Source organism: Methylobacterium sp. ME121 (genome assembly GCF_000974725.1).
GTDB lineage: Bacteria > Pseudomonadota > Alphaproteobacteria > Rhizobiales > Beijerinckiaceae > Methylobacterium > Methylobacterium radiotolerans.
In genome coordinates this window covers 22,283-45,458 of sequence record NZ_BBUX01000051.1, presented here as the reverse complement: position 1 = coordinate 45,458, position 23,176 = coordinate 22,283, and the positions used below count along the sequence as shown (strand labels likewise).

Annotated in this window: 24 protein-coding genes and 2 tRNA genes; 10 read left to right on the top strand and 16 right to left on the bottom strand. The window is 72.3% G+C overall.

What is annotated here, in order from left to right:
- Window positions 1-1,388 precede the first annotated feature (1,388 nt).
- On the bottom strand, window positions 1,389-1,478 hold the full coding sequence (locus ME121_RS34170) for a hypothetical protein (RefSeq protein WP_491892878.1): 90 nt from the start codon (window positions 1,476-1,478) through the stop codon (window positions 1,389-1,391).
- Between the two features lie 209 nt (window positions 1,479-1,687).
- Between ME121_RS34170 and ME121_RS34165 the strand changes: the two genes are divergently transcribed.
- On the top strand, window positions 1,688-2,563 hold the full coding sequence (locus ME121_RS34165; protein ID WP_348648812.1) for a hypothetical protein: 876 nt from the start codon (window positions 1,688-1,690) through the stop codon (window positions 2,561-2,563).
- Between the two features lie 228 nt (window positions 2,564-2,791).
- Window positions 2,792-2,989, top strand: a complete 198-nt coding sequence (locus ME121_RS23960; RefSeq protein WP_059409731.1) for a helix-turn-helix transcriptional regulator — start codon at window positions 2,792-2,794, stop codon at window positions 2,987-2,989.
- Between the two features lie 382 nt (window positions 2,990-3,371).
- On the opposite strand, the gene ME121_RS23955 is transcribed toward ME121_RS23960, so the two are convergent.
- From ME121_RS23955 to ME121_RS23935, 4 genes are all read right to left on the bottom strand, one after another.
- Window positions 3,372-3,447: transfer RNA gene (locus ME121_RS23955), tRNA-Ile, on the bottom strand.
- A gap of 69 nt (window positions 3,448-3,516) precedes the next feature.
- Entirely contained in the window at window positions 3,517-4,020 is a 504-nt protein-coding gene (locus tag ME121_RS23950; protein ID WP_059409730.1) for a hypothetical protein, read from the bottom strand.
- A 423-nt stretch (window positions 4,021-4,443) separates the two neighbouring features.
- Window positions 4,444-5,190, bottom strand: coding sequence for a transporter substrate-binding domain-containing protein (locus ME121_RS23940; protein ID WP_059409728.1), 747 nt, complete (start codon window positions 5,188-5,190; stop codon window positions 4,444-4,446).
- Between the two features lie 126 nt (window positions 5,191-5,316).
- Window positions 5,317-5,393: transfer RNA gene (locus ME121_RS23935), tRNA-Arg, on the bottom strand.
- Window positions 5,394-5,570: 177 nt separating this feature from the next.
- Between ME121_RS23935 and ME121_RS23930 the strand changes: the two genes are divergently transcribed.
- The 3 genes from ME121_RS23930 to ME121_RS23920 all read left to right on the top strand — a co-directional run bounded on the left by ME121_RS23930 (window position 5,571) and on the right by ME121_RS23920 (window position 7,637).
- The gene (locus tag ME121_RS23930; protein WP_012318286.1) at window positions 5,571-6,662 is read left to right on the top strand and encodes an acyltransferase family protein; all 1,092 of its coding nucleotides are present in this window, start codon (window positions 5,571-5,573) and stop codon (window positions 6,660-6,662) included.
- Window positions 6,663-6,748: 86 nt separating this feature from the next.
- Window positions 6,749-7,168, top strand: a complete 420-nt coding sequence (locus ME121_RS23925) for an RNA polymerase sigma factor region1.1 domain-containing protein (RefSeq protein ID WP_059409727.1) — start codon at window positions 6,749-6,751, stop codon at window positions 7,166-7,168.
- 79 nt (window positions 7,169-7,247) lie between these two features.
- Entirely contained in the window at window positions 7,248-7,637 is a 390-nt protein-coding gene (locus tag ME121_RS23920; RefSeq protein ID WP_012318288.1) for a phage holin family protein, read from the top strand.
- A 168-nt stretch (window positions 7,638-7,805) separates the two neighbouring features.
- Here ME121_RS23920 and ME121_RS23915 read toward each other — a convergent pair whose 3' ends face one another.
- The 3 genes from ME121_RS23915 to ME121_RS23905 form a co-directional block, all read right to left on the bottom strand.
- On the bottom strand, window positions 7,806-9,572 hold the full coding sequence (locus ME121_RS23915) for a sensor histidine kinase (protein ID WP_059409726.1): 1,767 nt from the start codon (window positions 9,570-9,572) through the stop codon (window positions 7,806-7,808).
- Between the two features lie 6 nt (window positions 9,573-9,578).
- Window positions 9,579-9,956: a response regulator gene (locus tag ME121_RS23910; RefSeq protein WP_059409725.1), complete on the bottom strand. Its 378-nt coding sequence runs from the start codon at window positions 9,954-9,956 to the stop codon at window positions 9,579-9,581.
- 104 nt (window positions 9,957-10,060) lie between these two features.
- Entirely contained in the window at window positions 10,061-10,279 is a 219-nt protein-coding gene (locus tag ME121_RS23905) for a hypothetical protein (RefSeq protein WP_012318290.1), read from the bottom strand.
- A 233-nt stretch (window positions 10,280-10,512) separates the two neighbouring features.
- Between ME121_RS23905 and ME121_RS23900 the strand changes: the two genes are divergently transcribed.
- From ME121_RS23900 to ME121_RS23890, 3 genes are read left to right on the top strand one after another with little or no spacing between them, the layout of a single operon-like run.
- Window positions 10,513-11,775, top strand: a complete 1,263-nt coding sequence (locus ME121_RS23900) for an MFS transporter (protein WP_059409735.1) — start codon at window positions 10,513-10,515, stop codon at window positions 11,773-11,775.
- Window positions 11,772-12,542, top strand: a complete 771-nt coding sequence (fhuF, locus tag ME121_RS23895) for a siderophore-iron reductase FhuF (protein ID WP_059409724.1) — start codon at window positions 11,772-11,774, stop codon at window positions 12,540-12,542. Before ME121_RS23900 ends, fhuF begins: the two co-directional genes overlap by 4 nt.
- Before the next feature lie 13 nt (window positions 12,543-12,555).
- Window positions 12,556-14,304 carry an ABC transporter ATP-binding protein gene (locus ME121_RS23890; RefSeq protein WP_024830629.1) on the top strand — a complete coding sequence of 583 codons (1,749 nt, stop codon included), beginning with the start codon at window positions 12,556-12,558 and terminating at the stop codon, window positions 14,302-14,304.
- A gap of 19 nt (window positions 14,305-14,323) precedes the next feature.
- Here the strand turns inward: ME121_RS23890 and ME121_RS23885 are convergent, their stop codons facing one another.
- Entirely contained in the window at window positions 14,324-15,379 is a 1,056-nt protein-coding gene (locus ME121_RS23885) for a LacI family DNA-binding transcriptional regulator (protein WP_012318294.1), read from the bottom strand.
- Between the two features lie 341 nt (window positions 15,380-15,720).
- Here ME121_RS23885 and ME121_RS23880 point away from each other — a divergent pair, with 341 nt between their 5' ends.
- Window positions 15,721-16,404, top strand: coding sequence for a DUF4142 domain-containing protein (locus tag ME121_RS23880; RefSeq protein WP_059409734.1), 684 nt, complete (start codon window positions 15,721-15,723; stop codon window positions 16,402-16,404).
- Between the two features lie 227 nt (window positions 16,405-16,631).
- On the opposite strand, the gene ME121_RS23875 is transcribed toward ME121_RS23880, so the two are convergent.
- Window positions 16,632-16,838, bottom strand: coding sequence for a hypothetical protein (locus ME121_RS23875; protein WP_059409723.1), 207 nt, complete (start codon window positions 16,836-16,838; stop codon window positions 16,632-16,634).
- Between the two features lie 241 nt (window positions 16,839-17,079).
- Here ME121_RS23875 and ME121_RS23870 point away from each other — a divergent pair, with 241 nt between their 5' ends.
- The gene (locus ME121_RS23870; protein ID WP_012318297.1) at window positions 17,080-17,301 is read left to right on the top strand and encodes a DUF6894 family protein; all 222 of its coding nucleotides are present in this window, start codon (window positions 17,080-17,082) and stop codon (window positions 17,299-17,301) included.
- 236 nt (window positions 17,302-17,537) lie between these two features.
- Here the strand turns inward: ME121_RS23870 and ME121_RS23865 are convergent, their stop codons facing one another.
- From ME121_RS23865 to ME121_RS23840, 6 genes are all read right to left on the bottom strand, one after another.
- Window positions 17,538-18,449 carry a glycoside hydrolase 5 family protein gene (locus tag ME121_RS23865; protein ID WP_059409722.1) on the bottom strand — a complete coding sequence of 304 codons (912 nt, stop codon included), beginning with the start codon at window positions 18,447-18,449 and terminating at the stop codon, window positions 17,538-17,540.
- Window positions 18,446-19,219 (bottom strand): TIGR04290 family methyltransferase, encoded by a 774-nt coding sequence (locus ME121_RS23860; RefSeq protein ID WP_043073430.1) that lies wholly within the window; start codon window positions 19,217-19,219, stop codon window positions 18,446-18,448. Before ME121_RS23860 ends, ME121_RS23865 begins: the two co-directional genes overlap by 4 nt.
- On the bottom strand, window positions 19,216-19,818 hold the full coding sequence (locus ME121_RS23855; RefSeq protein WP_024830625.1) for a histidine phosphatase family protein: 603 nt from the start codon (window positions 19,816-19,818) through the stop codon (window positions 19,216-19,218). Before ME121_RS23855 ends, ME121_RS23860 begins: the two co-directional genes overlap by 4 nt.
- 109 nt (window positions 19,819-19,927) lie before the next feature.
- Window positions 19,928-21,010 (bottom strand): inositol-3-phosphate synthase, encoded by a 1,083-nt coding sequence (locus tag ME121_RS23850; RefSeq protein ID WP_012318301.1) that lies wholly within the window; start codon window positions 21,008-21,010, stop codon window positions 19,928-19,930.
- A gap of 27 nt (window positions 21,011-21,037) precedes the next feature.
- Complete coding sequence (locus ME121_RS23845) at window positions 21,038-22,045, bottom strand: UDP-glucuronic acid decarboxylase family protein (protein ID WP_012318302.1); 1,008 nt, start codon at window positions 22,043-22,045, stop codon at window positions 21,038-21,040.
- 15 nt (window positions 22,046-22,060) lie between these two features.
- Window positions 22,061-23,170: a CgeB family protein gene (locus ME121_RS23840; RefSeq protein ID WP_012318303.1), complete on the bottom strand. Its 1,110-nt coding sequence runs from the start codon at window positions 23,168-23,170 to the stop codon at window positions 22,061-22,063.
- Window positions 23,171-23,176 lie beyond the last annotated feature (6 nt).

The window sequence follows — 23,176 nt, the reverse complement described above, 5'->3', positions numbered from 1 at the left end:
GAGGGTGATGTGCTTCGGCATTAGCCTTCCTGCTGTTGCCGATCACGGATGCGTGAACCCTGGTTAACCGACAGTAACGAAGTCTGCGCTCATGTCGTGCACGGCCGCCCAGCTCACCTGCAGCTAACTTTCTCCTGCTGCATTCTCGTTACAAGACGCCCCGGATCCGGCTTGTTCGCCCCCGCCTCGTCGGATTTGGGAAGAGCTACTCCAATCGTCGACGCGGGCTTTTTCTTGCCCGGAATCCCTCACAGGGGTGGTATCCGGCCTTCGGAGAAAATGCGCTGTGACACGATTTTCCCGCAGGAGTGAAAAGTCCGGTTCGGCAATCCCATCCACAACGGCTTGTATGTCATACCATTAGTATGCCGAAGACGCAGCCACTGGTTGAGAAGAAGCGCATAGGTCGCCCGCCCGGTAGAACCTTCGCCACCCCATTTCCAATGCGGTTCACGGTCGGCCAGCTTGATGCGGTGGATGAATGGCGCCGCGCTCAGCCCGATCTTCCATCACGAACGGAAGCTGTGCGGCGACTGGTGGCGCAGGCGCTAAAAGCGGAACGTCCCTAGCTTGCGCAGGCTGGCTAAACGCCGCCCCGTCACATGGGCTGCCGACGAGGCTGACGGCTCCTAGCTTCGCGCTCAGCTCTTTGGTTGAGTCAACGACATCGATACAACTTTAAGGTGTCATAAACCTTTCAATCACAAGGTGTGCGCATCAGAGGGATCTTGGTTTGCCAAGGCCTCCGCAGGGTACCTCAGTAGAGGAATTGCAGATGCGTAAGTTTGCTCCCGTATCAAACAAAAATGGAAGCGACGAAAGCATCTTACGCGGCAGCGTTAGTGCCGCAACACTTCTGGTTTATGGCGGGATAGCAGGGCTCCTTGCTGCATCTCCCGCTCATGCTCAGCTACTTCGAGGCGCGCTTGATACAGCCGGAGGCGGAATTCTCGGAACCGGATTGACGGTCGGCACCACAAGCCCCGGGACGGGTGTTCTGGGGACAGGGCTCAACGTCGGAACGACTGGCACCAATAACGGCGTCTTGGGCACTGGCCTAACTGTAGGAACGACGAGTCCTGGAACGGGTGCCCTCGGGACGGGCCTCAACGTCGGAACAACTGGCACCAACAATGGTGTCTTAGACACTGGTGTGACGGTAGGTACGACAAGTCCTGGAAGTGGCGTTCTAGGAACCGGCTTGAACGTCGGAACGACCGGCACCGGTAATGGTGTGCTCGGGACAGGGGTGACGGTAGGTACGACAAATCCCGGCACCGGTGTGCTTGGGACGGGTCTTAACGTCGGAACGACCAACGGCGGCGTCCTCGGAACTGGAGTTCTAGTCGGGACGACCGGGCCTGGAGATGGCCTGCTCGGGACTGGCCTCACGCTCGGCACGGCGGGCGGTACCGGCTCCAGCGGTGGCTGCGGAACGTGTGGCGCAGGTGGCAGCGGGACAGGTGGCAGCGGGACAGGTGGCAGCGGGACAGGTGGCAGCGGGACAGGTGGCGGTGGAGCAGGCGGCGGTGGAGCAGGCGGCGGCGGAGCAGGCGGCGGCGTAACGGGAAGCGGTGTGGCTGGCGCAGGCCAGGGCGTGTACATCGTGACGGGGAATGTCACCCAATCTCAAGGGCAGACTATCGTTTCTGAGCTTCGTCTGTCTTCGTACTCACAAATAACAAATGTGGCGACTAACAACACCAGCAATCAGGCCGCGCCGATCGCCGTCGGCAGCGACGCGCTGGCCGTGGGCTACGGTTCGAGCGCGGCCGGGACCGCCTCGACCGCCGTCGGCACGGGCGCGAGCGCGGCCAACACCGGCAGCGTCGCCCTCGGCTACGCGGCGAGCGCCCAGGGGCTCGGCGGAACGGCGATCGGCACGGCCTCCGCGGCGTCCGGGGCCGGGAGCACCGCTCTGGGCTTCGTCGCCGGCGCGACCGGAACCGGCTCGACCGCCGTCGGTGCGGCCGCCTCGGCGGCCGGCAACAACAGCGTGGCGCTCGGCAACGGGGCGGCCGCCAATCAGGCCAACACGATCGCCATCGGCGCCAACGTGAAGACGACCCAGGCCAACCAAGTGGCGATCGGCAATTCCGCCAACACCTACAGGCTGGCCGGCATTGCCTCGCAGGCGAGCGCCGCCGCGCAGAGCGGAGCGACGGCCTTCGTGACCACGGACGCCAACGGCAACCTCGCGGCCTCGGCCTACGGACCCTCGACGATCGCCGGCCTCGGCAACCGGATCGACTCGGTGCAGGCGCAGGTCAACAACCTGGAAGCCAAGACCGACTCGGTCCAGCGCTACGCGATCCAGACCCGCAAGGAGGCCCGGCAGGGCGTCGCCATGGCGATCGCGATGGCGACCGCCCCCATGCCGTCGGCGCCCGGCAAGACGACATGGGCCACCAACGGCGCGACCTACCGGGGCGAATGGGCCGGTGGCCTCGCGGTGGCGCACCGGTTGCCGACCTGCTGCGTCCCGATCGCCGTGACTGCAGGCGTGGCCTACGGCGGCGACAACGCTGTCGGCGTTCGCGCCGGTCTCGCGGGCGAGTTCTGAGACAAGAAGCTTGGGCGCGACAGTGGATGAGGGCGGACCCCGACCACCCTCGCAGAGACCCGTTGTGCTGCGCGCGGATATACGCCGAGTCGGCAAACGACAGGAGCTCGCCGAGGAGGCGTCTGAGCTTCAACTGAAGCTCGGAGGCCTTCAGGGGCAGATCCGCCAGATCTGCATCCCAGCAACACGCAGCGAGCAAGCGCTGAACCATAGCCATCGCTAAGGCAGATGCCGACCGCCTCTTACCTCACGCGCCGCGCGCTCGCTGCCGAGCTGATGATGAGCGAGAGCGCCGTGGACGATTACGTCCGACGGGGCCTCCTGCCGCCACCGATACGCATCTCGCCGAGCTGCGTGCGCTGGCGCTGGCGCTGGCGCTGGGCGACTGTGGACGAGATCCTGCGGGCCTCCGAGAGCCCGAGATAGTCGGTCGAGAACCTGAGCCCCGAGGAGCGTGCGGCCCGGTCGATCGAGGCATCCGGGCACCCCACGCTTCAGGGCCGAGTAGCTGCCGAACGCTACGCTCGCGCCGTCGCCACTTCGTAACAGGATGGAGACCGAGCCTCCGCGGAGGCGGCTGCCCGAGTAATCGCCTCGTCGAGGCGGCACCTCGACAAGAAGCCGACGGAGGCGGAACGCGCCGCCCGGGCCATCGCAGCCTCGAAGGAGCGGTCACGCCCGACCAAAAAGCCCAAAACCGACTGAGCTCGTTCCTGTCCGCGTCACACCTTGCGTAGCCGCACTCCCGGCCCCTCGCCGCTCTTGTCGATAAAGATGACGCCAGCGGGCTCTAGGACGCCGTGCAGAGTGGTAGGCCCGGCAGGACTCGAACCTGCAACCAGACCGTTATGAGAGGTCGGCTCTAACCATTAAGCTACAGGCCCCCGAGCCCGCATAGCCTTCGCTGTCCTGCAGGCGCAACCTGTCGACAGGGCAGCGTAGGACTCGTGGGCCTACTCGGCAGCCTCAGCCCTGTCGCTCTCCTCCTGATCGTCCTCGGCAGCGCCTTCGGCCGCTGCGCTCACCGACTGAGCACCGGTCCGGTACTTATCTCCGTGCCGCTCCAGCTCGCCGCTATTGGCCATCACGCTGAGGTACGTGTTCAGGGTGTTGGCTGCCACGTCTGTCAGGCGCTCGCTGATCTCGGCATGCGTCAAACCCTCAGAGCCAGCCTTCTCAAGGAGCGCCTTCAGCCGCCCCTTGGCCGAGTTGGCGCGCGGTCCCCGGGGGCCACGGCTACCACGAGGCCGGTCCTCGCTCGCCGGCGCGCGACGGTGTGTCGGCAAATCGTCGGCAGGCTCGTACAGCGGCGTGCCCTCCACGATCGATGCGAGCGACCGCTCGGCAAGGCGGAGCTTCGTCAGCTCCGCGCCGACCCGCTCGAAATCAGCCTCAAGGGTCGCGCGCTGCTGCCTCACGTTGGCAAGCGCCTTCGCGAGAGTGTCGTCATTTGCCATCGGCGAATCGTCTTCCTTGTTCTCGGGACCAGCGCCTTGGGGCGCAGTCGAGAAACGTATCATCGCCCCCCACTGGATCCGCGCGATACCGAACGCAGCCTAGGCAGAAGTGTTTTATGCCTCCTGGCTTTTTTGCGCGAGGCGTTGCGCCCTCAACCGCTCGGTCTGTTCGTCTAAGACTTGGCGTTCTTCCTCAATCTCCTCCCCAACCTCGCTCGAAGTCGCCCCGCGGATCTCCGTTCTGACCTGATGGCTCGTGCGGTCGGCATAGCGGGTTGTTGGGAAGTGAGACATATGCCCTCTTCATTTACCAATGTCCGGCCGAGATAGGGCACCGACTCAGGCCGTCACCAGCTCATCGCCCTCAGCGCATGTTCTGCGAGCCCCTCAGCGCTGCGAATTGCTCTGACGTAGATTGATCCGTCAGCGCGCGACTGCGTCGTCGTAGAAGCCGCGGGCATCGAAGATGCGCCGGACGACGCCGGTGCGCTTCGCCTCATCCATCCACGCCGTGACGCGGGCGAGGGCGGCGGGCCGGCCCTTCGGAACGGCGACGGCGACCTGCGTCTGCTGGAAGCCGCCCGCGACGATGCGGGAGCCCGGGACCTGCAGGACCACCGGCCGCAGCGTGTCGCGGGAGAGCGCGAAGGCGTCCGCCTGCCCGGCGCGCATGCGCGCGACCGCCTCGGCCACGGACGGGACGGGGAGGGGCTGCGTCCGGGTCAGCGTGCGGGCGGAGGCGCGGAACGTCGTCGTGCCCTCGATCGCCACGACCCGGAGGCCCGGCCGGTCCACCTGCGCCACGTCGGTGATGCCCGCCCCCGCGCTGGCCAGATAAGTGCTCTCCAGATCGTAGTAGCCCGGCCCGAAATCGATTACCTGGCGCCGGGTCGCGTCGACCGGCATGAAGCTGACATCGATCGCCGCGGCCTGGAGGGCGGCGGCCGCGGCGCCCGAGTTCGGGAACAGGGTGACGGCCAGCGGCAGGCCGACCTGCCGGGCGAGATCCGCGCCCAGATCGGCCGTCACGCCGTCGAGCCCTCCATCGGCCGCGCGGCAGACGAAGATCAGGCCGGCGGACGGCGCCTCGACGAGACCGACCCGGAGCGTGCCGGTCGGCGCCAGCTCCGCTTTCGCGGAAGCATCCTGCGCGGGGCGGGAAATCGTCATAGGGGCGAGACGGGGAAGCGAGCAGGGGGCAGAGAAGCGACGCGCAACGGGATCGCGAAGGCGAGACCGAGGTGACCCCGGCAATCTCCGCCTCGGGCCTAACCCTTGCTACGTCATTGGGAAGGTTGGCGCACCCGACACGATTCGAACGTGTGACCTTTGCCTTCGGAGGGCAACGCTCTATCCAGCTGAGCTACGGGTGCAAGCCGTGGCCATTCCCTAGCCCAACCGCGCCGGGAGCGCAACGGCGCCCGCACCATCGCGTGCGGCCGCGGGCGACGCAATCCGATCTCCGGCGCGTGTTGCCCCGGCGTCCTTGCCTTCGCGCGCCGTTTCCCGGCCCCTGGGCGCCGGGCAGAGAGGTCGCGGAGCGGGCAGAGGTGGCGGAGGTGACGGGCGGCCGGGATCCGCGGGCGAACAATTTCGGGTCCCTGCGACTCCTGTTCGCGGGCCTCGTGATCCTCGCCCACGCCCCCGAACTCGTGGACGGGAACCGGTCGCGGGAGTTGCTGACCCAGGTCTTCGGGACCCTGTCCCTGGGGGAGATCGCCGTCGACGGCTTCTTCCTCGTGAGCGGCTACCTGATCACCGCGAGCTACCGCGCCAAGCGCTCCTTCGGCGACTACCTCGCGCGGCGAGCGCTGCGGATCTACCCGGCCTTCGTGGTCGCGTCCCTGCTCTGCATCGCCGTCGTCGCGCCCCTCGGCGGCGGCAACCTCGCGGACGCCTCGCCGCTCGAGGCCCTGCTGCGGCTGTCGCTGCTGCTGATGCCGGTGGTCCCGGGCGCCTTCGCCGAGCTGCCCTACCCGCTGCTGAACGGCTCGATGTGGACCATCCCCTGCGAGTTCGGCTGCTACCTGCTGCTCGGCCTCGTCGGCACCGCCCGCGCCCTGCGCCGCCGCGGACGCTATCTCGGCCTGCTCGGGGGGCTCGGCAGCCTCCTCGCCCTGCGCTGGCTCTTCCTGCCCGTCGGGCATCCGGGCGACATCCTCGGATCCCTGTCGGAGATGATCCGCCTCACCTTCGTGTTCTGCTGCGGCGGCGCCTTCCGGCTGTTCGCCGACCGGATCACCTACACGCGGCGCGGCGCGACCCTCGCCGCCCTGCTGCTGCTGCCCCTGATGTTCAGCCGGCCGCTGGCCGAGCCGGCCTTCGCGATCCTCGGCGGCTACCTGATCTTCTGGTTCGCCCTCGCGGTGCGCCCCACCGCCCTCAGCCGCGCCACCGCCCAGGTCGACCCGTCCTACGGTCTCTACCTCTACGCCTGGCCGGTGCAGAACCTGCTGGTCGCGCGGATCCCCGGGATCTCACCCTGGGCGGTCGCCGTCCTCACCCTCGCGGCCGCCATCCCCCTCGGCCTGCTGAGCTGGTACCTGATTGAGCGGCCGATGCTCCAGTTCCGGCCCGGACCGGGCGGCGCCCGGCCGGAGCCCGGCGCGATCCCGGCGGCCGGGCCCGCCCTCGGCGCCTAGCGCCGGAAGGCCCGCGGCCGCCGGTAACCGGCGCCGCCCGGGCGCGTTCTCGATGGACAGGCGGGACGCGGCCGCGGAGGCGGGACATGACGCAGGTTCTGGATCGCGGGACCGTCGACCGGCTGGTCGCCCTCGGCCGCGACCGGGGCCTCCTCACCGCCGACGATCTGCGCGCCGCGCTGCCCGTCGAGCGCATGGATGTCGACGCCCTGGTCCTGGTGATGCTGGAGCTGGAGGCGGCGGGCGTGAGCGTCGAGCCCGAAGCCTTCGGCCCCCCGACGGACCGGCCGGTCCCGGCCTCGGTCACCCTTCCCGCGCCGGGGTCCGGCACGCCGCCGGTCCGGGCCGCGGAGGCGGGGCCGGGCGCGGCCTTCGCGGCCCCCGCATCCGCCGCGCCGGCCGCCGCGGAGCCGATCCCGGACGACGGCGCCGATGCCGGCCGGGCCGTCCTCCTGGCCGGCCTGGCGACCGTTCTGATCCTCGGCGCCGTGCTCCTGATGCTGTGAGCGCCCGGCGCGGAACGCTTCGGGCCGCGGCCCCGTTGGCGAGAGCCGGCCGGAGACGGCCCCGAGGACCCTCGTATCCATGCGTCAGACCCCGGACGGAACCCTCGCCCTGCTGATCGCGGCCCTGCGCGAGGGGACGGCGCATGTCGAGGCGCTGCTCACGCTGGCGCGGACGGAGGTCGACGGCAATTTCCGGGCGATCGTGTCGCTGATCGCCATCGTCGGCACGATCCCGGTGCTGCTGATCGTCACCTTCTTCCTCGGCCTGGACGCCGTGGTGAAGCTGCTGGCCGTGCCGTTCGGCGCCGAGGCGCCGGCCGCGCTGATCGTCGCCGCGCCGTTCCTCGTCATCGCGCTGGGACTCGGTTGGATGGGCGCCCGCCGGATGGCGCTCTCGAACCTCGAGCCCTGGCGGACGTGGCGGCAGGTGAAGCGGGACGTCCGCGAGGTGACCCGCGCCGGCGCGTGATTCCGGGACCGGAAATCTCAGCGCTGTCAGGTCGATGCGGCGGTCCGCTCACGCGTGATCTGAGTGAGGGTTCGCCGCGCGTACCGGTCCGGGCGCGCTCGACCGGTCTGTCCGGATCCGGATCCAAGTCCTTGTCAAACGGCGCGATTCGGCCGAGCCACGCCGGTCCTAGCCCGTCGGTGCCAGCATGGTGCCGAGGCCCGGATCGAGCGGCACGTCGAGCCGGCAGCGCAGGCCCTCAGCCTCGAAGGCGAGGTCGACCGTGCCGGCGAGTTCGCGCCGCACGCCGCCGGCGATCAGCCGCGTCCCGAAGCCCACCCGGGTCGGCGCCCGCACCGGCGGGCCGCCGCGCTCCTCCCAGCTGAGCCGCAGCCGCCGCTCCCCCGCCGCGCCGGCGGCGACCGACCACGCCACCCGGACGCGGCCCTCGCGGACCGAGAGGGCGCCGTACTTGGCGGCGTTGGTGGTCAGCTCGTGGACCGTCAGGCCGAGCGCCAGCACCTCGCGGGGGCTCAGCGACACGTCCGGCCCGTCCAGACGGATCTGGTCGCCGCCGGTCCGGTACGGGCCGAGCTCGCTCTCCAGCACCTCGCGCAGGGGGGCCCCGCTCCAGTCCTCGCGGGTCAGGAGGTCGTGGGTCTTCGACAGGGCCAGGATCCGCGCCTCCAGGACCTCGGCGGAGCCGCGGGACTGCCGGGCGAGGGCCTGGACGGTGGCCAGGGTGTTCTTCACCCGGTGGTTCAGCTCGTGCAGCATCGTGCCCTGCTGCGCCTGCAGGGCGCGGCCGCGCTGGATCTCGGCGCGCAGCTCGGCGGTGCTGCGCTGGAGGGTGGCGGCCATGGCGTCGAGCTTGCTGCCCAGCCGGTCGAACTCCGCGGCGCCGTGCAGGCCGGTGCGGGCGGCGAGGTCGCCGGCCTGCCACGCCGCCGCGGTGCGCAGAAGCCGGTCGACCGGGCGGCGGATGAACACCCGCCCGGCCACGAGGGCGGCGGCGAGCGCCAGGGCTGCCCCGAGGGCGATCAGCACCAGCCCGCGGCGGGTGGCGGCGTCGATGTCCGCGAAGGCGGTGGCGTGGTCGCGCCCGACGACGACGCGCACCCCCGCCAGCGGGCCGTCCGGCATCGCGGTGGCGATGATCCGCTGGCGGCCGTCGAGGCCCGCGGCGACGCGGACGTCGCTGCCCTGGGCCTCCAGCATGGCGACCCGGTCGGGCGGGATCGGCCTGCCGATCCAGGCCGCCTCGTCCGGGCGGCGGGCGATGATCAGGCCGTCGCGGTCCGTCACGGTGATCGCCGTCTCCGCCTGATGGAGCGCCTGTTCCAGGTGATCGGAGAGCCAGTCGAGGTCGACGGCGGCGAGCAGGACGCCCGCGGGCGCCCCCCCGGAGTCGCCGGCGTGGACGGCCCGGGCGAAGTGGATCGACGGCCGCCGTGTCTGGAAGCCGACCGCGTAGCCGCCGACCGCGTAGCCGCCCCGCTCCAGGGCGCGGCGGTGATAGGCCCGGCCGCGGCTCGAGTAGGAGCCCGCGGGCGCGCCGGCGCTGTCGCAGATCACGGCCCCCTCGGGATCGGTGAGGGCGATCAGCAGCACGTGCGGCAGCCGCGCGGCCGCCCGCCGCAGGTAGGCGGTGCAGGCCGCCGGCTCCCGCGCCTGCACGGTGGCGTCCCCGGAGATCAGGTCGAGGGCCTGCTGCATCCGGTCGGAGACCTGCGCGAAATCCTCCGCCACGTCGCGCGCGGTGGCGCGGGCGTCGGCCCGCACGGCCGCGTCGCGGCTCGCCCGCAGGGCGACCTCGTTGTAGCCCTGGATCGCCAGCGCCGGGGCGAGGGCGAGCAGGACGAGCAGCAGGATGCGGGTCGTCAGCGACAGGGTCGGCGAACGCGGCCGAGAGCGCGGGAGCGGGAGCGGGGTGCGGAACCGGAAGCGGGGCGGCATCGGCGGTCAGTCGAGACCGGCGATCGGCGCGCGCGCCCGCGCGGCCAGGGCCTCCACGGTGAGCGGCGCGGTGCTCATCCGCATCCCCGGTTCGAGGGCGCCGGGGCCGAAGGTCGCGATCCTTACGGAGCCGGTGGTGACCAGGACCTTCGGATCCGGCCGGTGCGGCCGGGCCGCTTCCACCCTCTCCCGGCCGTCGCCGCCGCCGGACAGGCCGACCTCGCTCATCGGCAGCCCGGTCGCCGCGCCGGTCGCCGCGAAGGCGGCGCGGCGGCGCTCGACCTCCTGCGCGAGGGTACGGTTGCGCGGCCGGCGGTCCGCCGCCTCGTCCGCGCTCACGAGGCGCCGCCGGATCGGGCGGACGCGATCGACGCGTGCGAGCAAGCGGATTCGCGGGCGGGACGCCGTCTCATCCCGGCGTTGTTGCAGAACCGGTCGGCCCTTGCCAGTGCGCCGCGCGGTCGGGGGGCGCCGTGGGACGGATCGTCTCAGCGCCCGCGGGGCCGGCCGGCCTCCGGACGCAGGTGCAGAAAGCTGCGCTCGCCGGTCGCGGCTTCGGCCACGTGCTGGATCGTGTCGAGCAGATCGGACACGGCCCGCGGACCGGTCGGACGGAATCCCGCCTTCGGCTCGACCCAGCGCCCCTGCGTGCGGTTCGCGGCGATCTGCGCCTCGCTCAGCGCGTCGAAATCCCGGCGTCGGGTCATGGCTCAGCCCTCCGCCGGCGACTCTGTCGGGGGCATGGTTGACGAAAGGTTAACGTCGGATCCGCCGGCGGGGCGCGCGTCGACGCGCCGCGAAACGCCGCGAAACGCCGCCGGCTTGATCCCCGGCGCCGACCCCTCTAAACAGCAAAAACCGAGGTAGATCAATAGATTAGTGTGATTACAAACTGCAGACTCGTGGCCGGCGCGGATCGCGGCACAGCGTGCGGGTCGCGGTGACCGGTTCCGCCGGACCTGCCATCGGCACCCGGGTCGTCGACACCCTGGCGGGCCTGCGGCCGCTGGCGCCGTTCTTCTGCCTGTACGTGACCTTCGGGGCGACGCTCGGCTTCCTGTCCGGCGGGGCGCCGCTGATCCTGCGGGCGCGGGGCGTGGAGCTGGCCGAGGTCGGGCTGCTGCAGCTCATCAACCTGCCAGTCGGGCTCACCTTCCTGTGGGCGCCCCTCCTCGACCGGCTCCGCCTGCCGTTCCTCAGCCACCGGATCGGCTGGATCGCGGCCGCGCAGGCCGCCTCGGTGCTCCTGCTGGCCGTCCTGAGCCTCGGCGAGACCTGGCCGCTCCTGGCGCTGCTCGCCCTGGCGATCGCCGCCTGCGCCTGCGTGGCGACCATGGACATCGCCCTCGAGGCCCTGGTGGTCGAGACCGTGCCGGCGGGGCGGCGCGCCTTCGTGGCCTCGGCCAAGCTGTGCGGCGCCTCCCTCGGCGGTATCCTGGGGGTCGGCGTGCTGGTCGGCTCCTACGATAGCCTGGGCTGGCGCGGGGCGGTCCTGGCCTGCGCGGCCCTCGACGCCCTCTGCCTGCTGCCGATCCTGGGCTACCGGGAGGCCCCCCCGCGCGGGGCCGGGGGCGCCGCGGGAACCGGCGCCGGCCCGGAGCGCTGGTCGGGCTCGCTGGCGCGGCTGCGCCGCCTGGTCGGGCGCGTGCTGGTGCTCGGGGCCTACTTCGCCGCCTCCTACCTCGTGGCCGGGCCCAACACCCTGGCGCTCCTCGATCTCGGCGTCCCGCTCGGGCAGGTCGGCACGCTCACCGGCACCGTGCTCCCGGCCGTGAACCTCGTCATGGCGCTGGCGGCCGGCTGGCTGGCCGCGCGGTTCGGCACGGTCCGGCTGATCGCCGCGGGGGCCCTCGGCGTCCTGGCCTCCGGGGGCCTGATGGTCGTCGCCTGCGCGGGCCGGATGCCCGATCTCGGCGTCGCCGCCGCGGTGCTGAGCTTCGTCGCGGGCGGGTTCCTGGGCGTGCCGGTCTTCAACATGATCTACCGCTGGGCCCAGGGCCCGAAGCCCGCCACCGACTACGCGCTCCTATTCGGCGCCGCCTTCTTCGCCGCGATGCCGCTGCGGGTGGCCGCCCCGGCGCTCGCCGGCTGGATCGGCTGGCCGGGCTACTTCGCCGCCACCCTGCCGCTCTACGCCGCCGCGGTGGCGTGGCTCGCCGTCGCGGTGGAGCGGACCCTGCGGGACGACGGGGCCGCGCGATGATCGCCGAGGTCGCCGCCCAGGTTCCCGACACGCTCGCGGCCTACCGGGACGGGATCGCCGAGGGCCCCGGCGGCCCGGAGGCGCTGCCCCTCGGCGCCCTGCGCGACCCCGACGTGTTCGACGCGACGCTGGCGGCCTTCGGGGCCGGGTTCGGCGTGGCGTTCCGGACCGCGGATCCGCGGGTCCGGGTCTCGTACTGGAGCCAGTTCTACCTCGCGGCCCTGGCGACGCCGGCGCTGACCGCCCTGGTGCGCCTCGGCCGGCCGCTGCCGCTCGCCTTCGACGCGGTCAGCCTCGAGCTCGACGCGGCCGGCCGGCCGTGCCGCTTCCGCCTGCCCGCGGACGGGTCCGGCTGCGCGGCCTGCCCGGCGCCCGGCCTGACCGGGCTGGTGGAGGCGCATCTGCGCCCGTTCGTCGAGCTCTGCCACGCCCGGTGCGGGATCGCGCCCCGTGTCCTCTGGGGCAATGCCGCGGTGATCCTCGACTACGTCGCCCGGGAACTCGGCGGCGCGCCCGGGGGACCGCTCGGGGACGGGGAGGGGGACGGCGCCGCCTGCGCGAGCGCCTGCACCGACGCCTGTGACGACGTCGCGGCCTGCCTCGGATGGCGCGCCGGCCCAGGCTGCGCTAGGAGCCCGCTGGCGCAGGCGCTCTGCCCGGGGGCGTCGGGCTGCCGGCGGCGGCGCGTCTGCTGCCTGCGCCACCGCCTGCCGGGGGTGCCGTCCTGCGGCGCGCTCTGCCCCGTCGAGTGCGCCGCCCAACGCTGATCCGAGCCGCGCGATGCTGAAGGCCTTCCTCGCCTATTACCGGCCGTACCGGACGCTGTTCCTGGTCGATTTCGGCTGCGCGGTGCTGTCGGGCCTGCTGGAGCTCGGCTTCCCCATCGCGGTGAAGGGCTTCATCGACAGCCTGCTGCCCCGGCAGGACTGGGGCCTGATCCTGCTCGCCGCGGCGGCGCTGGCGCTGGTCTACGTCGCCAATGCCGGCCTGATGGTGGTGGTCACCTACTGGGGCCACGTGCTCGGCATCAACATCGAGACCACGATGCGGGCGCGGGCCTTCGACCACCTGCAGAAGCTCTCCTTCCGCTTCTACGACGGCCAGAAGACCGGCCACCTCGTCGCCCGGGTGACCAAGGACCTGGAGGAGATCGGCGAGGTCGCCCATCACGGGCCCGAGGACCTGTTCATCGCCGTGATGACGCTGCTGGGCGCCTTCGCGCTGATGCTCTACGTCCACGCGCCGCTGGCGCTGATCACCGCGGCGATCCTGCCGCTGATCGCCTTCGTGTCGATCCGCTACGGCGGCCGCATGACCCGCAACTGGCAGGCCCAGTACGGACGGGTCGGCGCCTTCAACGCGCGGATCGAGGAGAATGTCGGCGGGATGCGGGTCGTGCAGGCCTTCGCCAACGAGCCCCACGAGCGCGCCCTGTTCGCCCTCGACAACGCCCGCTATCGCGACACCAAGCTCGAGGCCTACCGGCTGATGGCGGCCGGCCTGTCGATCAACTATCTCGGCCTGCGCCTCGTCCAGATCGCGGTGCTGCTCGGCGGCGCCGCCTTCGTGGTCCGGGGCGACCTGACGCCGGGCGGCTTCGTGGGCTTCCTGCTGCTGGTGGGCGTGTTCTACCGGCCGCTGGAGAAGATCGGCGCCGTGGTCGAGACGTATCCGAAGGGGGTCGCGGGCTTCCGCCGCTACCAGGAGCTGCTGGCCACCGAGCCCGACATCACCGACCGGCCGGAGGCCCGCGCGGTCGGCGCCTTGCGCGGCGACATCCGCTTCGAGGGGGTGGGCTTCGGCTACGGCCCCGGCCGCCCGGTCTTCTCCGGCCTCGACCTCGCGGTGGCGGCCGGCGAGACGGTGGCGTTCGTGGGCCCCTCGGGGGTCGGCAAGACCACCCTCTGCGCCCTGCTGCCGCGCTTCTACGAGGTCGAGGCGGGCCGCATCACCGTCGACGGGCTCGACATCCGCGACATCACCCTGGCGAGCCTGCGCCGCCAGATCGGCATCGTCCAGCAGGACGTGTTCCTGTTCGCCGGCACGATCCGGGAGAACATCGCCTACGGCCGCCTCGACGCCACCGAGGCCGAGATCGACGCCGCCGCGCGGCGCGCCCGGCTCGGCGGGCTGATCGACGGCCTGCCGGAGGGCCTCGACACCGTGGTGGGCGAGCGCGGCGTGCGCCTGTCGGGCGGCCAGAAGCAGCGCATCGCCATCGCGCGGGTCTTCCTCAAGAACCCGCCGATCCTGATCCTCGACGAGGCGACCTCGGCGCTCGACACGGAGACCGAGCGGGAGATCCAGCGGGCGCTCGCCGAGCTGGCCCGCGGGCGCACGACCCTGGTGATCGCCCACCGCCTCGCCACCGTCCGGGACGCCGACCGCATCGTGGTCCTGGGGGAGGGCGGGGTCGTCGAGGAGGGCCGGCACGCGGCTTTGCTGGCCGCCGGCGGCCCCTACAGCCGCCTGCACGCGGCGCAGTTCGGGCGCGGCGCATCCGGCGCGGGCGTCCTCGCGGCGGAGTGAGAACCGGCCACAGACTCCGCTAGGACGGCGCCGCCGCGCTCGACTCGCGCACGACGAGGCGCGTGGGAAACAGCTTCTGGGCGAGGTCGTCCGGCGCCCGCGTCCCCTCGATCAGCTCGACCAGCGTCGCGAAGGCGAACCGGACCATGTCGAGCACCGGCACATCGACCGAGGTCAGGCTCGGGACCGCGTAGGCCCCCTGGGCGAGGTTGTCGAAGCCGACGACGCGGATCTCCGCGGGGACCCGCACGCCGCCCTCGTGCAGCGCCCGCAGCGCGCCGAGCGCCACCCCGTCGCTGGCGGCCACGACGGCGTCCGGGCGGGCGCCGGGCCCGGTCTCCAGCAGCGCCCGCGCGGCCCGGTAGCCGCCCGCGACGGTCCCGTCGCAGGGGACCACGAGGGCGTCGCGCAGGGGCAGGCCGGCCTCCGCGAGGGCGTCCCTGTAGCCGCGGAACCGCTCGGTGTCGGCGGCCGGCCGGCGCGCGTCGCCCGTGAGCAGGCAGATCGACCGGCTCCCCGCCGCGATCAGGTGGCGAACGGCCCCGTGGATCGCGTCGCGCTCGGCCCGCGCCGCGTAGTGCGTGCCGGGCACGTCCAGGCCGAATACCACGAACGGGCACCGCTTGGCCTGGAGCAGGCCGATCAGGGGGTCGTCCCGGCCCTCGGCGAAGACCACGAGGCCGTCGACCCGGGCCTCGCTGACGAGGCTGGCGATCCGGCCCGGGCCGTCCGGGTCGTCGCCGCGGCGGCAGCGGTGGACCAGGGTGTAGCCCTGCTGGTCGGTGACGGTGCCGAAGGTCTGGAGGACGCGGCCGTGGTCGGTCTCCTCCCCCGGGCGGGACCCGTCGGCGGCGGGCTCCGGCGCGGGGGCGAACACGCAGGCGATGCTGCGGCTCGGCTTCTTGCGCAGGGACCGGGCGGCGAGGCTGGGCACGAAGTCCAGGTCGCGCATGGCCGTCTCGATGGTCTCGCGCGTGGTCCGGGCGACCTTCTGCGGGTGGTTCAGGACCAGCGAGACCGTCTGGAAGCTCACGCCGGCCCGTCGGGCGACGTCCTTGATCGTCGTCTGGCCCATCGTCCCCTCGCGAGCCGGTCCGAACGGTCGCGGCCCGGCGCGGGCGCGCGGCGCCGCCTCGTTCGGTGCGGCAATCTAGATCTGTATCGATCGGAGATAAAGCCGCGGGCCGGGCAGCAAAGACGGCACCTTCCGGCGCAGAACCCGCGCAAGACCGGTCATTCGCGCGCGAATTCCGGTCCATCCAGCGGGTTCTCGGGTGCCCCTGTCACGCTCTGCGGCAGGGGCGCCGGGCAGGAACCTTGTCCGCCCTGTGCGGTTCGCCGGGCAGCACCTCAAGCGATGATCGGGGCGTCGGGTGCCTCACTCAATCCGGAAGCCACTCCATGATGCACCGTCGCATGCACCGACGCGGTCTGCTCACCACGATGCTGGGCGCCACCGCGGCCCTGGCGGTCACGCGCACCGCCCTCGCGCAGGTCACGCCGGCCGGCGCGATCCCGACCGGCGCCTATCTCCAGATGGCCACCAGCGGCGGCCTGTTCCTGGAGAACACCGCCCGCGACGCCCACGCGAAGACCGCCAATCCCGGCGTCAAGAAGTTCGCCCGCGCCGAGGTGGTCGAGCAGGTGAACCTCGCCCGCAAGATCAGCGCCTACACGGGCGGCGCCCCGATGCCCGGCCCGGCCGCGGCGGCGGGCCCGGGCGGCCTGATCGACGGCCTCGTCGCGGCGCCGGTGGCGGTGGCCGGCACCGCCGTGACCGCGGCGGGCAGTGTCGTGGGCGGCGTCGCGGGCGGCGTACTCGGCGGCCCGGCCCCGGCCCAGGGCATGACCACCGACGCGCAGAAGGCGCAGATCCTGGCGCAGCTCAGCGCCATGCCGCCGGGGCCGCGATACGACGCCACCTTCGTGAACGCCTCGCTCCAGGGCCATCAGGAGGCGCTGGGCATCCACGGCGCCTACGCCCAGTCGGGGGAGGATCCCGGCCTGCGCGCGATCGCCCGCGGCGCCCTGCCGCTGATCAACCTCCACATCGCCCGACTCAGCCGGATGCAGGCGATGATGGGCGGTCAGGCGGGCTGAGCCGCCGGACGACGGAGCCGCTCCGCCGCGCGGCGGAGCGGCGTCCCTGAGGTCTCCCACCGGCCTCGAACAGGCCCTGTCAGCCGGCCCGCTCGCGCAGGCGCTGCACCCATCTGAGCAGCACGCCGCGGATATGGGATCGAAGCTGGGTGTTCTCTGCCATGGGACGCCGTTCGAAGCGCCGGACTGCGGCGCCTCAAGAAACACATCCCTTGGACGGACCGTTGCTACGTAAAAGGCGGGATCGACGCCGCGGCCGCGCCGCAGAACCACCCTCCAAGGACGTAGCCCGTCGCGCGGATCGACGACGCCCCGCTCCCCGTATGATGGGACCGGATCGTCGACAGAACGTTCCTGATGTGCGCGCGCAGCTTGTCCTTGCGGAGCGCCGCCGTCACGGCGCTCGGGTTGGGCGGGTTGGCGGAGGTCGACATGTCACGGAGCCCCGACTCAGGCGCGCCACCGCACCGGGCCGTCGGACGACGGCGGGGGGACGCCGCGGATTCTTATAATTGATAATCTGAGCGGAATCTCGGCCGGATCGCGTAGAACCGGGCACACTCCATGTTTTAGATGCGTTAAGGTTTATCCAACCGAAGACCTTTCCCAGTCGTGTTCCGCACTACGTAGAGATATCCGGACGACCGCCGCGGGGCGGCAGCAGGGGGGAGGGCGGTGTCCGAGCGCTTCTACTTCGACCTCGAGAGCGGCGAGGAGACGATCCGGGACGACGACGGCGTGGAGGTCGGCAGCCTGGACGAGGCCATGGCCGAGGCGCGCAGCGTCATCGCCGAGATGGCCGACGAGGTCTGCACGGCCGATCCCGACCGGTCCTGGAGCTTGGTCGTGCGCGACGCCGCCGGGTACGCCCGCCACCGGCTGCCGATCCGGCGGTAGCGCGGGTCCAGGACGCGCGGCGGGGCGCCGGTCGGCGCCCGACAAGAAGCCCGCCGCGGCCTGGCCGGGCGGGCTTTGAGGTGATCTCGTCTCGGAGACGGTGCGACCGTAGACCCGGGACGGGGCACCCGCATCCCCCATCCGGATGAGGCCGGCGCACGTTCCCGCGGCTGCCGGCCCGCGGCTGCCGGCCGCGCCTGCTTTCCCGCGATGGCCCGGCCGGCGCGCCGCGCGCTCTACCAGGTCGTGCCCGGCAGGGGCCCGGGGGCGTAGCGGCGGACCATGGTGGCGCAGAACTCCGCGAACTCGGCGCGGACCAGCGGCGCGCTGGTGTGGTGGGGCGAGATCCCCCGATGCTCCGGGGTGAAGCAGAAGGTGACGGTGACGTCGAAATCCTGCAGCGCCGTCATCTGCCGGTCGAACCAGTCCAGCGCCCCGGGCCGGAAGCTGTCGGCCCAGGACAGGCCGGTGCGCAGGTAGCGCACGCCGAGCCGCTTCATCCACGCGACGGCCTCGTCGAGCCGGTGGTCCTCGAAGTGGAACCACTGGCACAGGCCGATCTCCGGCGTGTGGCGGGCGAAGCTCTCCAGGGCGATCTTCGGGGTGCCGTCCTGCCGGAGCAGGCCCATGTGGAAGTGCCGGTAATAGGACGAGCCCTCGGCCTCCTTGTGGCGGGTGGTGGCCTCCCATTCCCGCGGCAGGTCGTAGAGGCTGTACCAGTGGATCCGCGGCGCCCGGCCGGAGAGCAGCTCGAGGGTCCGGCGCAGGCCCCAATCCTGCACCTCCTCGGCGCCGAAGGTCGAGACGCCGACCTCCGAGACCCAGATCGGCAGGTCGGTGACCGCGCGGATCTCCTCCAGCTTGGCCGGCCAGTCGTGGATCGACCACAGGTTCCAGTCGAGGGGGAAGCCGTGCACCGCCACGGCGTCGACGGCGTCGAGGACGCCGCGCCCCTCCATGTTGCGGATGAAGACCGGGTCGATCGGCGAGATGCCGCCGAGGACGCGCGTCAGGTTCGGGTTCGCCGCCCGGACCGCGTGCCCCGCCTCCTTGGCCATCTCGGCGAAGAGCAGCCAGTCGGGGTCGATCTCGGGATCCCAGTGCGACTTGTTGTTGGGCTCGTTCCAGAGCATCACCGAGTCGATCATCGCGTTCCCCCGCGTCCGTGAGCCTCCGCCCGCGCGGGATATTCGGCCCCCACCCCGTAGGGGACCGGCGCGGTGCGGCAGAGGTAGACCTCCGCCTCGGGCTGGGCCTCGATGGCGAAGCCGCTCGCCCGCAGCATCGCCTCGATGCCGGCGCGGTTGGGGATCCACCAGTTCGTCCAGTCATGCGCGTAGGCGCGCTCGACGAAGTGCATCCGCGGGTAACCGGGCCGCTCGAACTGGTCCATGTCCCAGAACTCGTAATCCTCGGCGACCGGCTCGACCGCCCGGCTGCCGCGCAGCATCGACTGGAACACCAGGAGGTCGCCGGCCACGTGCTCGCGGATCAGGTCGAGGGCCAGCAGCGGGTGGCGCAGGTGGTAGAGCACGCCCATGAACAGCACGACGTCGAACCGCTCGCCGAGCGCGCCGACATCGTAGACCGAGAGGTTGCGGAACTCGATGTCGTGGCCGAGCCGGGCCGCGGCGAAGCGGGCCTGGGCGAGGTAGCGCTCATCGGAGTCGAGGCCGAGCACGCGGGCCGCGCCGCGCCGCTTCATCGCGATGGCGTAGAAGCCGCCGTTGCAGCCGATATCGAGGACGCTCTTGCCGGTCAGGTCGGCGGGCAGCGCGTCGGCGAAGCGCCGCCACTTCACGCCCGGATAGTCGCCGAGGAAATGGTCCGGGGCGGTCCAGACCCCGTCGCCGAGGTCGATGTTGTGGAACCAGGGGCCGAGGGCGTCGGCCTGCCGGCGCAGCTCTGCAGCCGTCATGGGGCGGTCCGTTCGTTGATCGACACCACCCGCCCGCCGCCGGGCCAGAGGGCGAGTTCGCTGCAGGAGGCCGGATCGACGACGATCCGGTCGTAGGCCTCGAGGCCGAGACCGAGGATCCCGAGGAGCGCGGACCGGATGACGTCGCCGTGGCTCACCAGGATGACGGGCGCGCCGTCCGCGGCGAAGCGGGCGAGGACCCGGCCGACGCGCGCTTGCGCCTCCGCCATGCTCTCGCCGCCCGGTGGGCGCGCCGTCGCGCGCTCCGCGTTCCAGGCGGCCCAGAGGGGATCGGCCGCGAGCTCGTCGAAGCCGCGGCCCGTCCAGGCGCCGGTCTCGATCTCGTCGAGGTCGGGCTCGGTCTCGACCGTGAGCCCGAGGGCCGCCCCGATCGGCGCGGCGGTCTCGGCGGTGCGGTCGCGCGGGCTCGCCAGCAGGGTGCCGGCGCCGCCCCCGGCGAGGCGGCGGGCGAGGGAGCGGGCGAGGACCTGGGTCTCGGCGCGGCCGGTCTCGCTCAGGGAGACGCCCGGCATGCGCCCGCACAGGATCCGCCCGAGCCGGTCGTGGCTGCCGTGGCGGACGAGGAAGACCTGCCTCATCCGGGGCTCCGGCCCGGCGCGGCGCCGCATGCGCGCCGCGCCTGCGCACCTGTCCCACCCCCCGCCGCGGGGGCGGGAGAGGCGCGCGTCGGGTCTGGACCGCGCCCCATCACGCGCCCTCGCCCGCCGCGAAGCGCAGGGTCCGCTCGCGCGCCTCGGCGTCGGTGAACTGCCGGGGCGGGGACTTCATGAAGTAGCTCGACGGACCCTCGAGCGCCCCGCCGAGACCCCGGTCGAGGGCGAGGCGGGCGCAGCGCACCGCGTCGATCACGATCCCGGCGGAGTTCGGCGAATCCCACACTTCGAGCTTCAGCTCGATGTTGAGGGGCACGCCGCCGAAGGCCGTGCCCTCCAGGCGGATATGCGCCCATTTCCGGTCGGTCAGCCACGGCACGTGGTCGCTCGGGCCGACATGGATGTCGCCCGGCGCCAGGGCTCCGTCGAGCTGGCTCGTCACCGCCCGGGTCTTCGAGAGCTTCTTCGATTCCAGCCGCTCGCGCTCCAGCATGTTCAGGAAGTCGGCGTTGCCGCCGAAGTTGAGCTGGTAGGTCCGGTCCAGCCGGACGCCGCGTTCGCGCAGGAGATTGGCCAGCACCCGGTGCACGATGGTGGCGCCGACTTGGCTCTTGATGTCGTCCCCGACGATCGGCAGCCCCCGGGCGGCGAAGCGCTCCGCCCATTCCGGGTTCGACGCGATGAAGACCGGGATGCAGTTCACGAAGGCGCAGCCGGCCTGCAGGGCGCAGTCCGCGTAGAACTCCGTGGCCGCCTGCGAGCCCACCGGCAGGTAGGAGACCAGCACCTGCGTGCCGGTGCGCCGCAGCTCCGCGACCACGTCGGCCACCGGCTCGGGCGATTCCGCGACAACGCCCTCGAGGTAGCGGCCGATCCCGTCATGGGTCGGCCCGCGCCGCACCGTGACGCCGGTCTCCGGCACAGCGGCGAAGACCTGCGTGTTGTTGGGCGCGGCCAGGATCGCCGCGGCGAGGTCGCGCCCGACCTTGCCGGCGGCGACGTCGAAGGCGGCGACGACCGCGATGTCGCGCACCCGGTAGCCGCCGAGATCCGGCGACATCAGGCCGGGCACGGGCTCGCCGGGCGCCGCGTCGCGGTAATGGTGCAGTCCCTGCACGAAGGACGAGGCGCAGTTGCCGATCCCGACGAGGCCGACGCGGATGGGGGCGGCGGCCATCAGCGCCTCGGCCGCCCGGGGCGCGGCTCAGCCGGCGACAACGGCGCGCTCCTCGATGGCCGGACGGGCCCGGCGCGGGGCGATCTCGCGGGAGAACCACGCGATCGTCGCCTCCAGCCCCTCCTCCAGGGGCACCCGGGGCGACCAGCCGAGCAGGGTCTCGGCGCGGGTGATGTCCGGCCGGCGGCGCTGGGGATCGTCCACCGGCAGCGGCCGGCGCACGATCCGGGACGGGGTCTCGGTCATCCGCACCACGAGGTCGACCAGCGCGCCGACCGTCAGCTCGCGGGGGTTGCCGAGGTTGACCGGGCCGGCGAGGGGCGTCTCCGCGGCCATCAGCCGGAGGAGCCCGTCCACCAAGTCGCTGACGTAGCAGAAGGAGCGGGTCTGCTCGCCGTTGCCGTAGACCGTGATGTCGTCGCCCGCGAGGGCTTGGCAGATCACGTTGGAAACGACCCGGCCGTCGTCGGCGCGCATCCGCGGGCCGTAGGTGTTGAAGATCCGCGCGACGCGGATGTCGAGGCCGTGCTGGCGCTCGAAATCGAAGGTCAGGGTCTCGGCGGAGCGCTTGCCCTCGTCGTAGCAGGCCCGCGGCCCGGTCGGGTTGACGTTGCCCCAGTAGGATTCCTGCTGCGGGTGCCGCTCCGGATCGCCGTAGACCTCGCTGGTCGAGGCCTGGAGGAAGCGCGCCCCGGCGTCCCGGGCGACCTCCAGCAGCCGGCCGGTGCCCAGCACGCTGGTCATCATCGTGTGGACCGGGTCGGCCTGGTAGTGCGGCGGCGAGGCCGCGCAGGCGAGGTTGAACACCCAGTCGAACCGCGGCAGCGCCGGCAGCGGCTCCGTCACGTCCGCCTCGACGAAGTCGAACCGCGCCTCGTTGGCGAGATGGGCGAGATTCGCCCGCCGCCCGGTCAGCAGGCTGTCGACACAGGTGACGCGCGCCCCGTCGGCGAGGAGCGCGTCGATCAGATGCGAGCCGATGAACCCGGCGCCGCCGGCGACGAGGACTCGGATGCCGCTCCTGGTTCCCACCATCATTCTCCCGAGTGCCTAGTGACCGATGATCGCGAGATCGGGCGCGCCGGAGCGCGCGGATCCGGACCGCGCGCCCGCTTCGTCGAGGAAGCGTTCGAGTTCCTCGGCGCGGGCGGCGGCGGTGTGCCGCGCGAGGATCGCCGCGCGGGCGGCGGCGCCGAGGCTCCGCCGATCCGCCTCGGCGCGCCCGCGCAGGATGGCCAGGACGGCTTCCGGGCCGTCGGGGAGCAGGATCTCGCGCTCCGGGACGAGCAGGGTGTCGAGGCCGTCCCACCGGTCGGAGATCACCGGCGTGCCGCAGGCGCCCGCCTCGAACAGGCGCACGCTCGGGCTCCAGCCGGCCCGGACCATGTCGGCGCGGGTGACGTTCAGGGTGTAGCGGCTCGCCGCGTAGAAATCCGGGTGCCGGTCGGGCGGCAGGTGCTCGATCCGCTCCACGTTGGCGGGCCAGTCGATGCCGGCCGGGTACTGGGGGCCCGCCACCGCGAAGCGGAGATCGGGCGCGCGGCGGGCCGGCTCGATCAGCAGGCGCTCCAGCGTCGGCTGCCGGTCCGGGCTGTAGGTCCCGAGATACGAGAGGTCGTAGCGCGCCGGGCGGTCGAGGGCCGGGTAGGCGTCGGGGTCGACCGAGCAGTAGAGAGCCCTGGCGGCGGGCGCGCCGTAGGCCCGCTCCAGGCGCCGCAGGGTCGGGCCGCCCGTGAAGGACAGGTAGAGGTCGTAGTCCCGGATCTGCCCGGCCGCGAGGTAAGCGCAGGTGCCGGCCTCCAGGGCGGCCAGCGTCACCGGCGTGTCGATGTCGTAGAAGGCGCGGGTTCCCCGCGCCCAGTCGAGCACCCGGGCGCCCGCCGCGACGCCGTCGGGCACGTAGGAGCCGACGATCACGGCGTCCGCCGCCGCGATGGCGGCGCGGTGCGCGTCGAGCCCGTCGAGGTCGCCGTAGAGGGCGAGGTCGCAGAAATCGGGATCGGGCAGGTCGCGGTGCTGGGCGTACCAGGGCACGTCGCGCTCCAGGAACAGCACGTCGTGGCCGCGGCCCGCGAAGGCCTTGAGCAGGGCCCGGTAGGTGGTCGCGTGGCCGTTCCCCCAGGAGGAGGACAGGCTGAGCCCCAGGACGACGAGGCGCATCGGGGC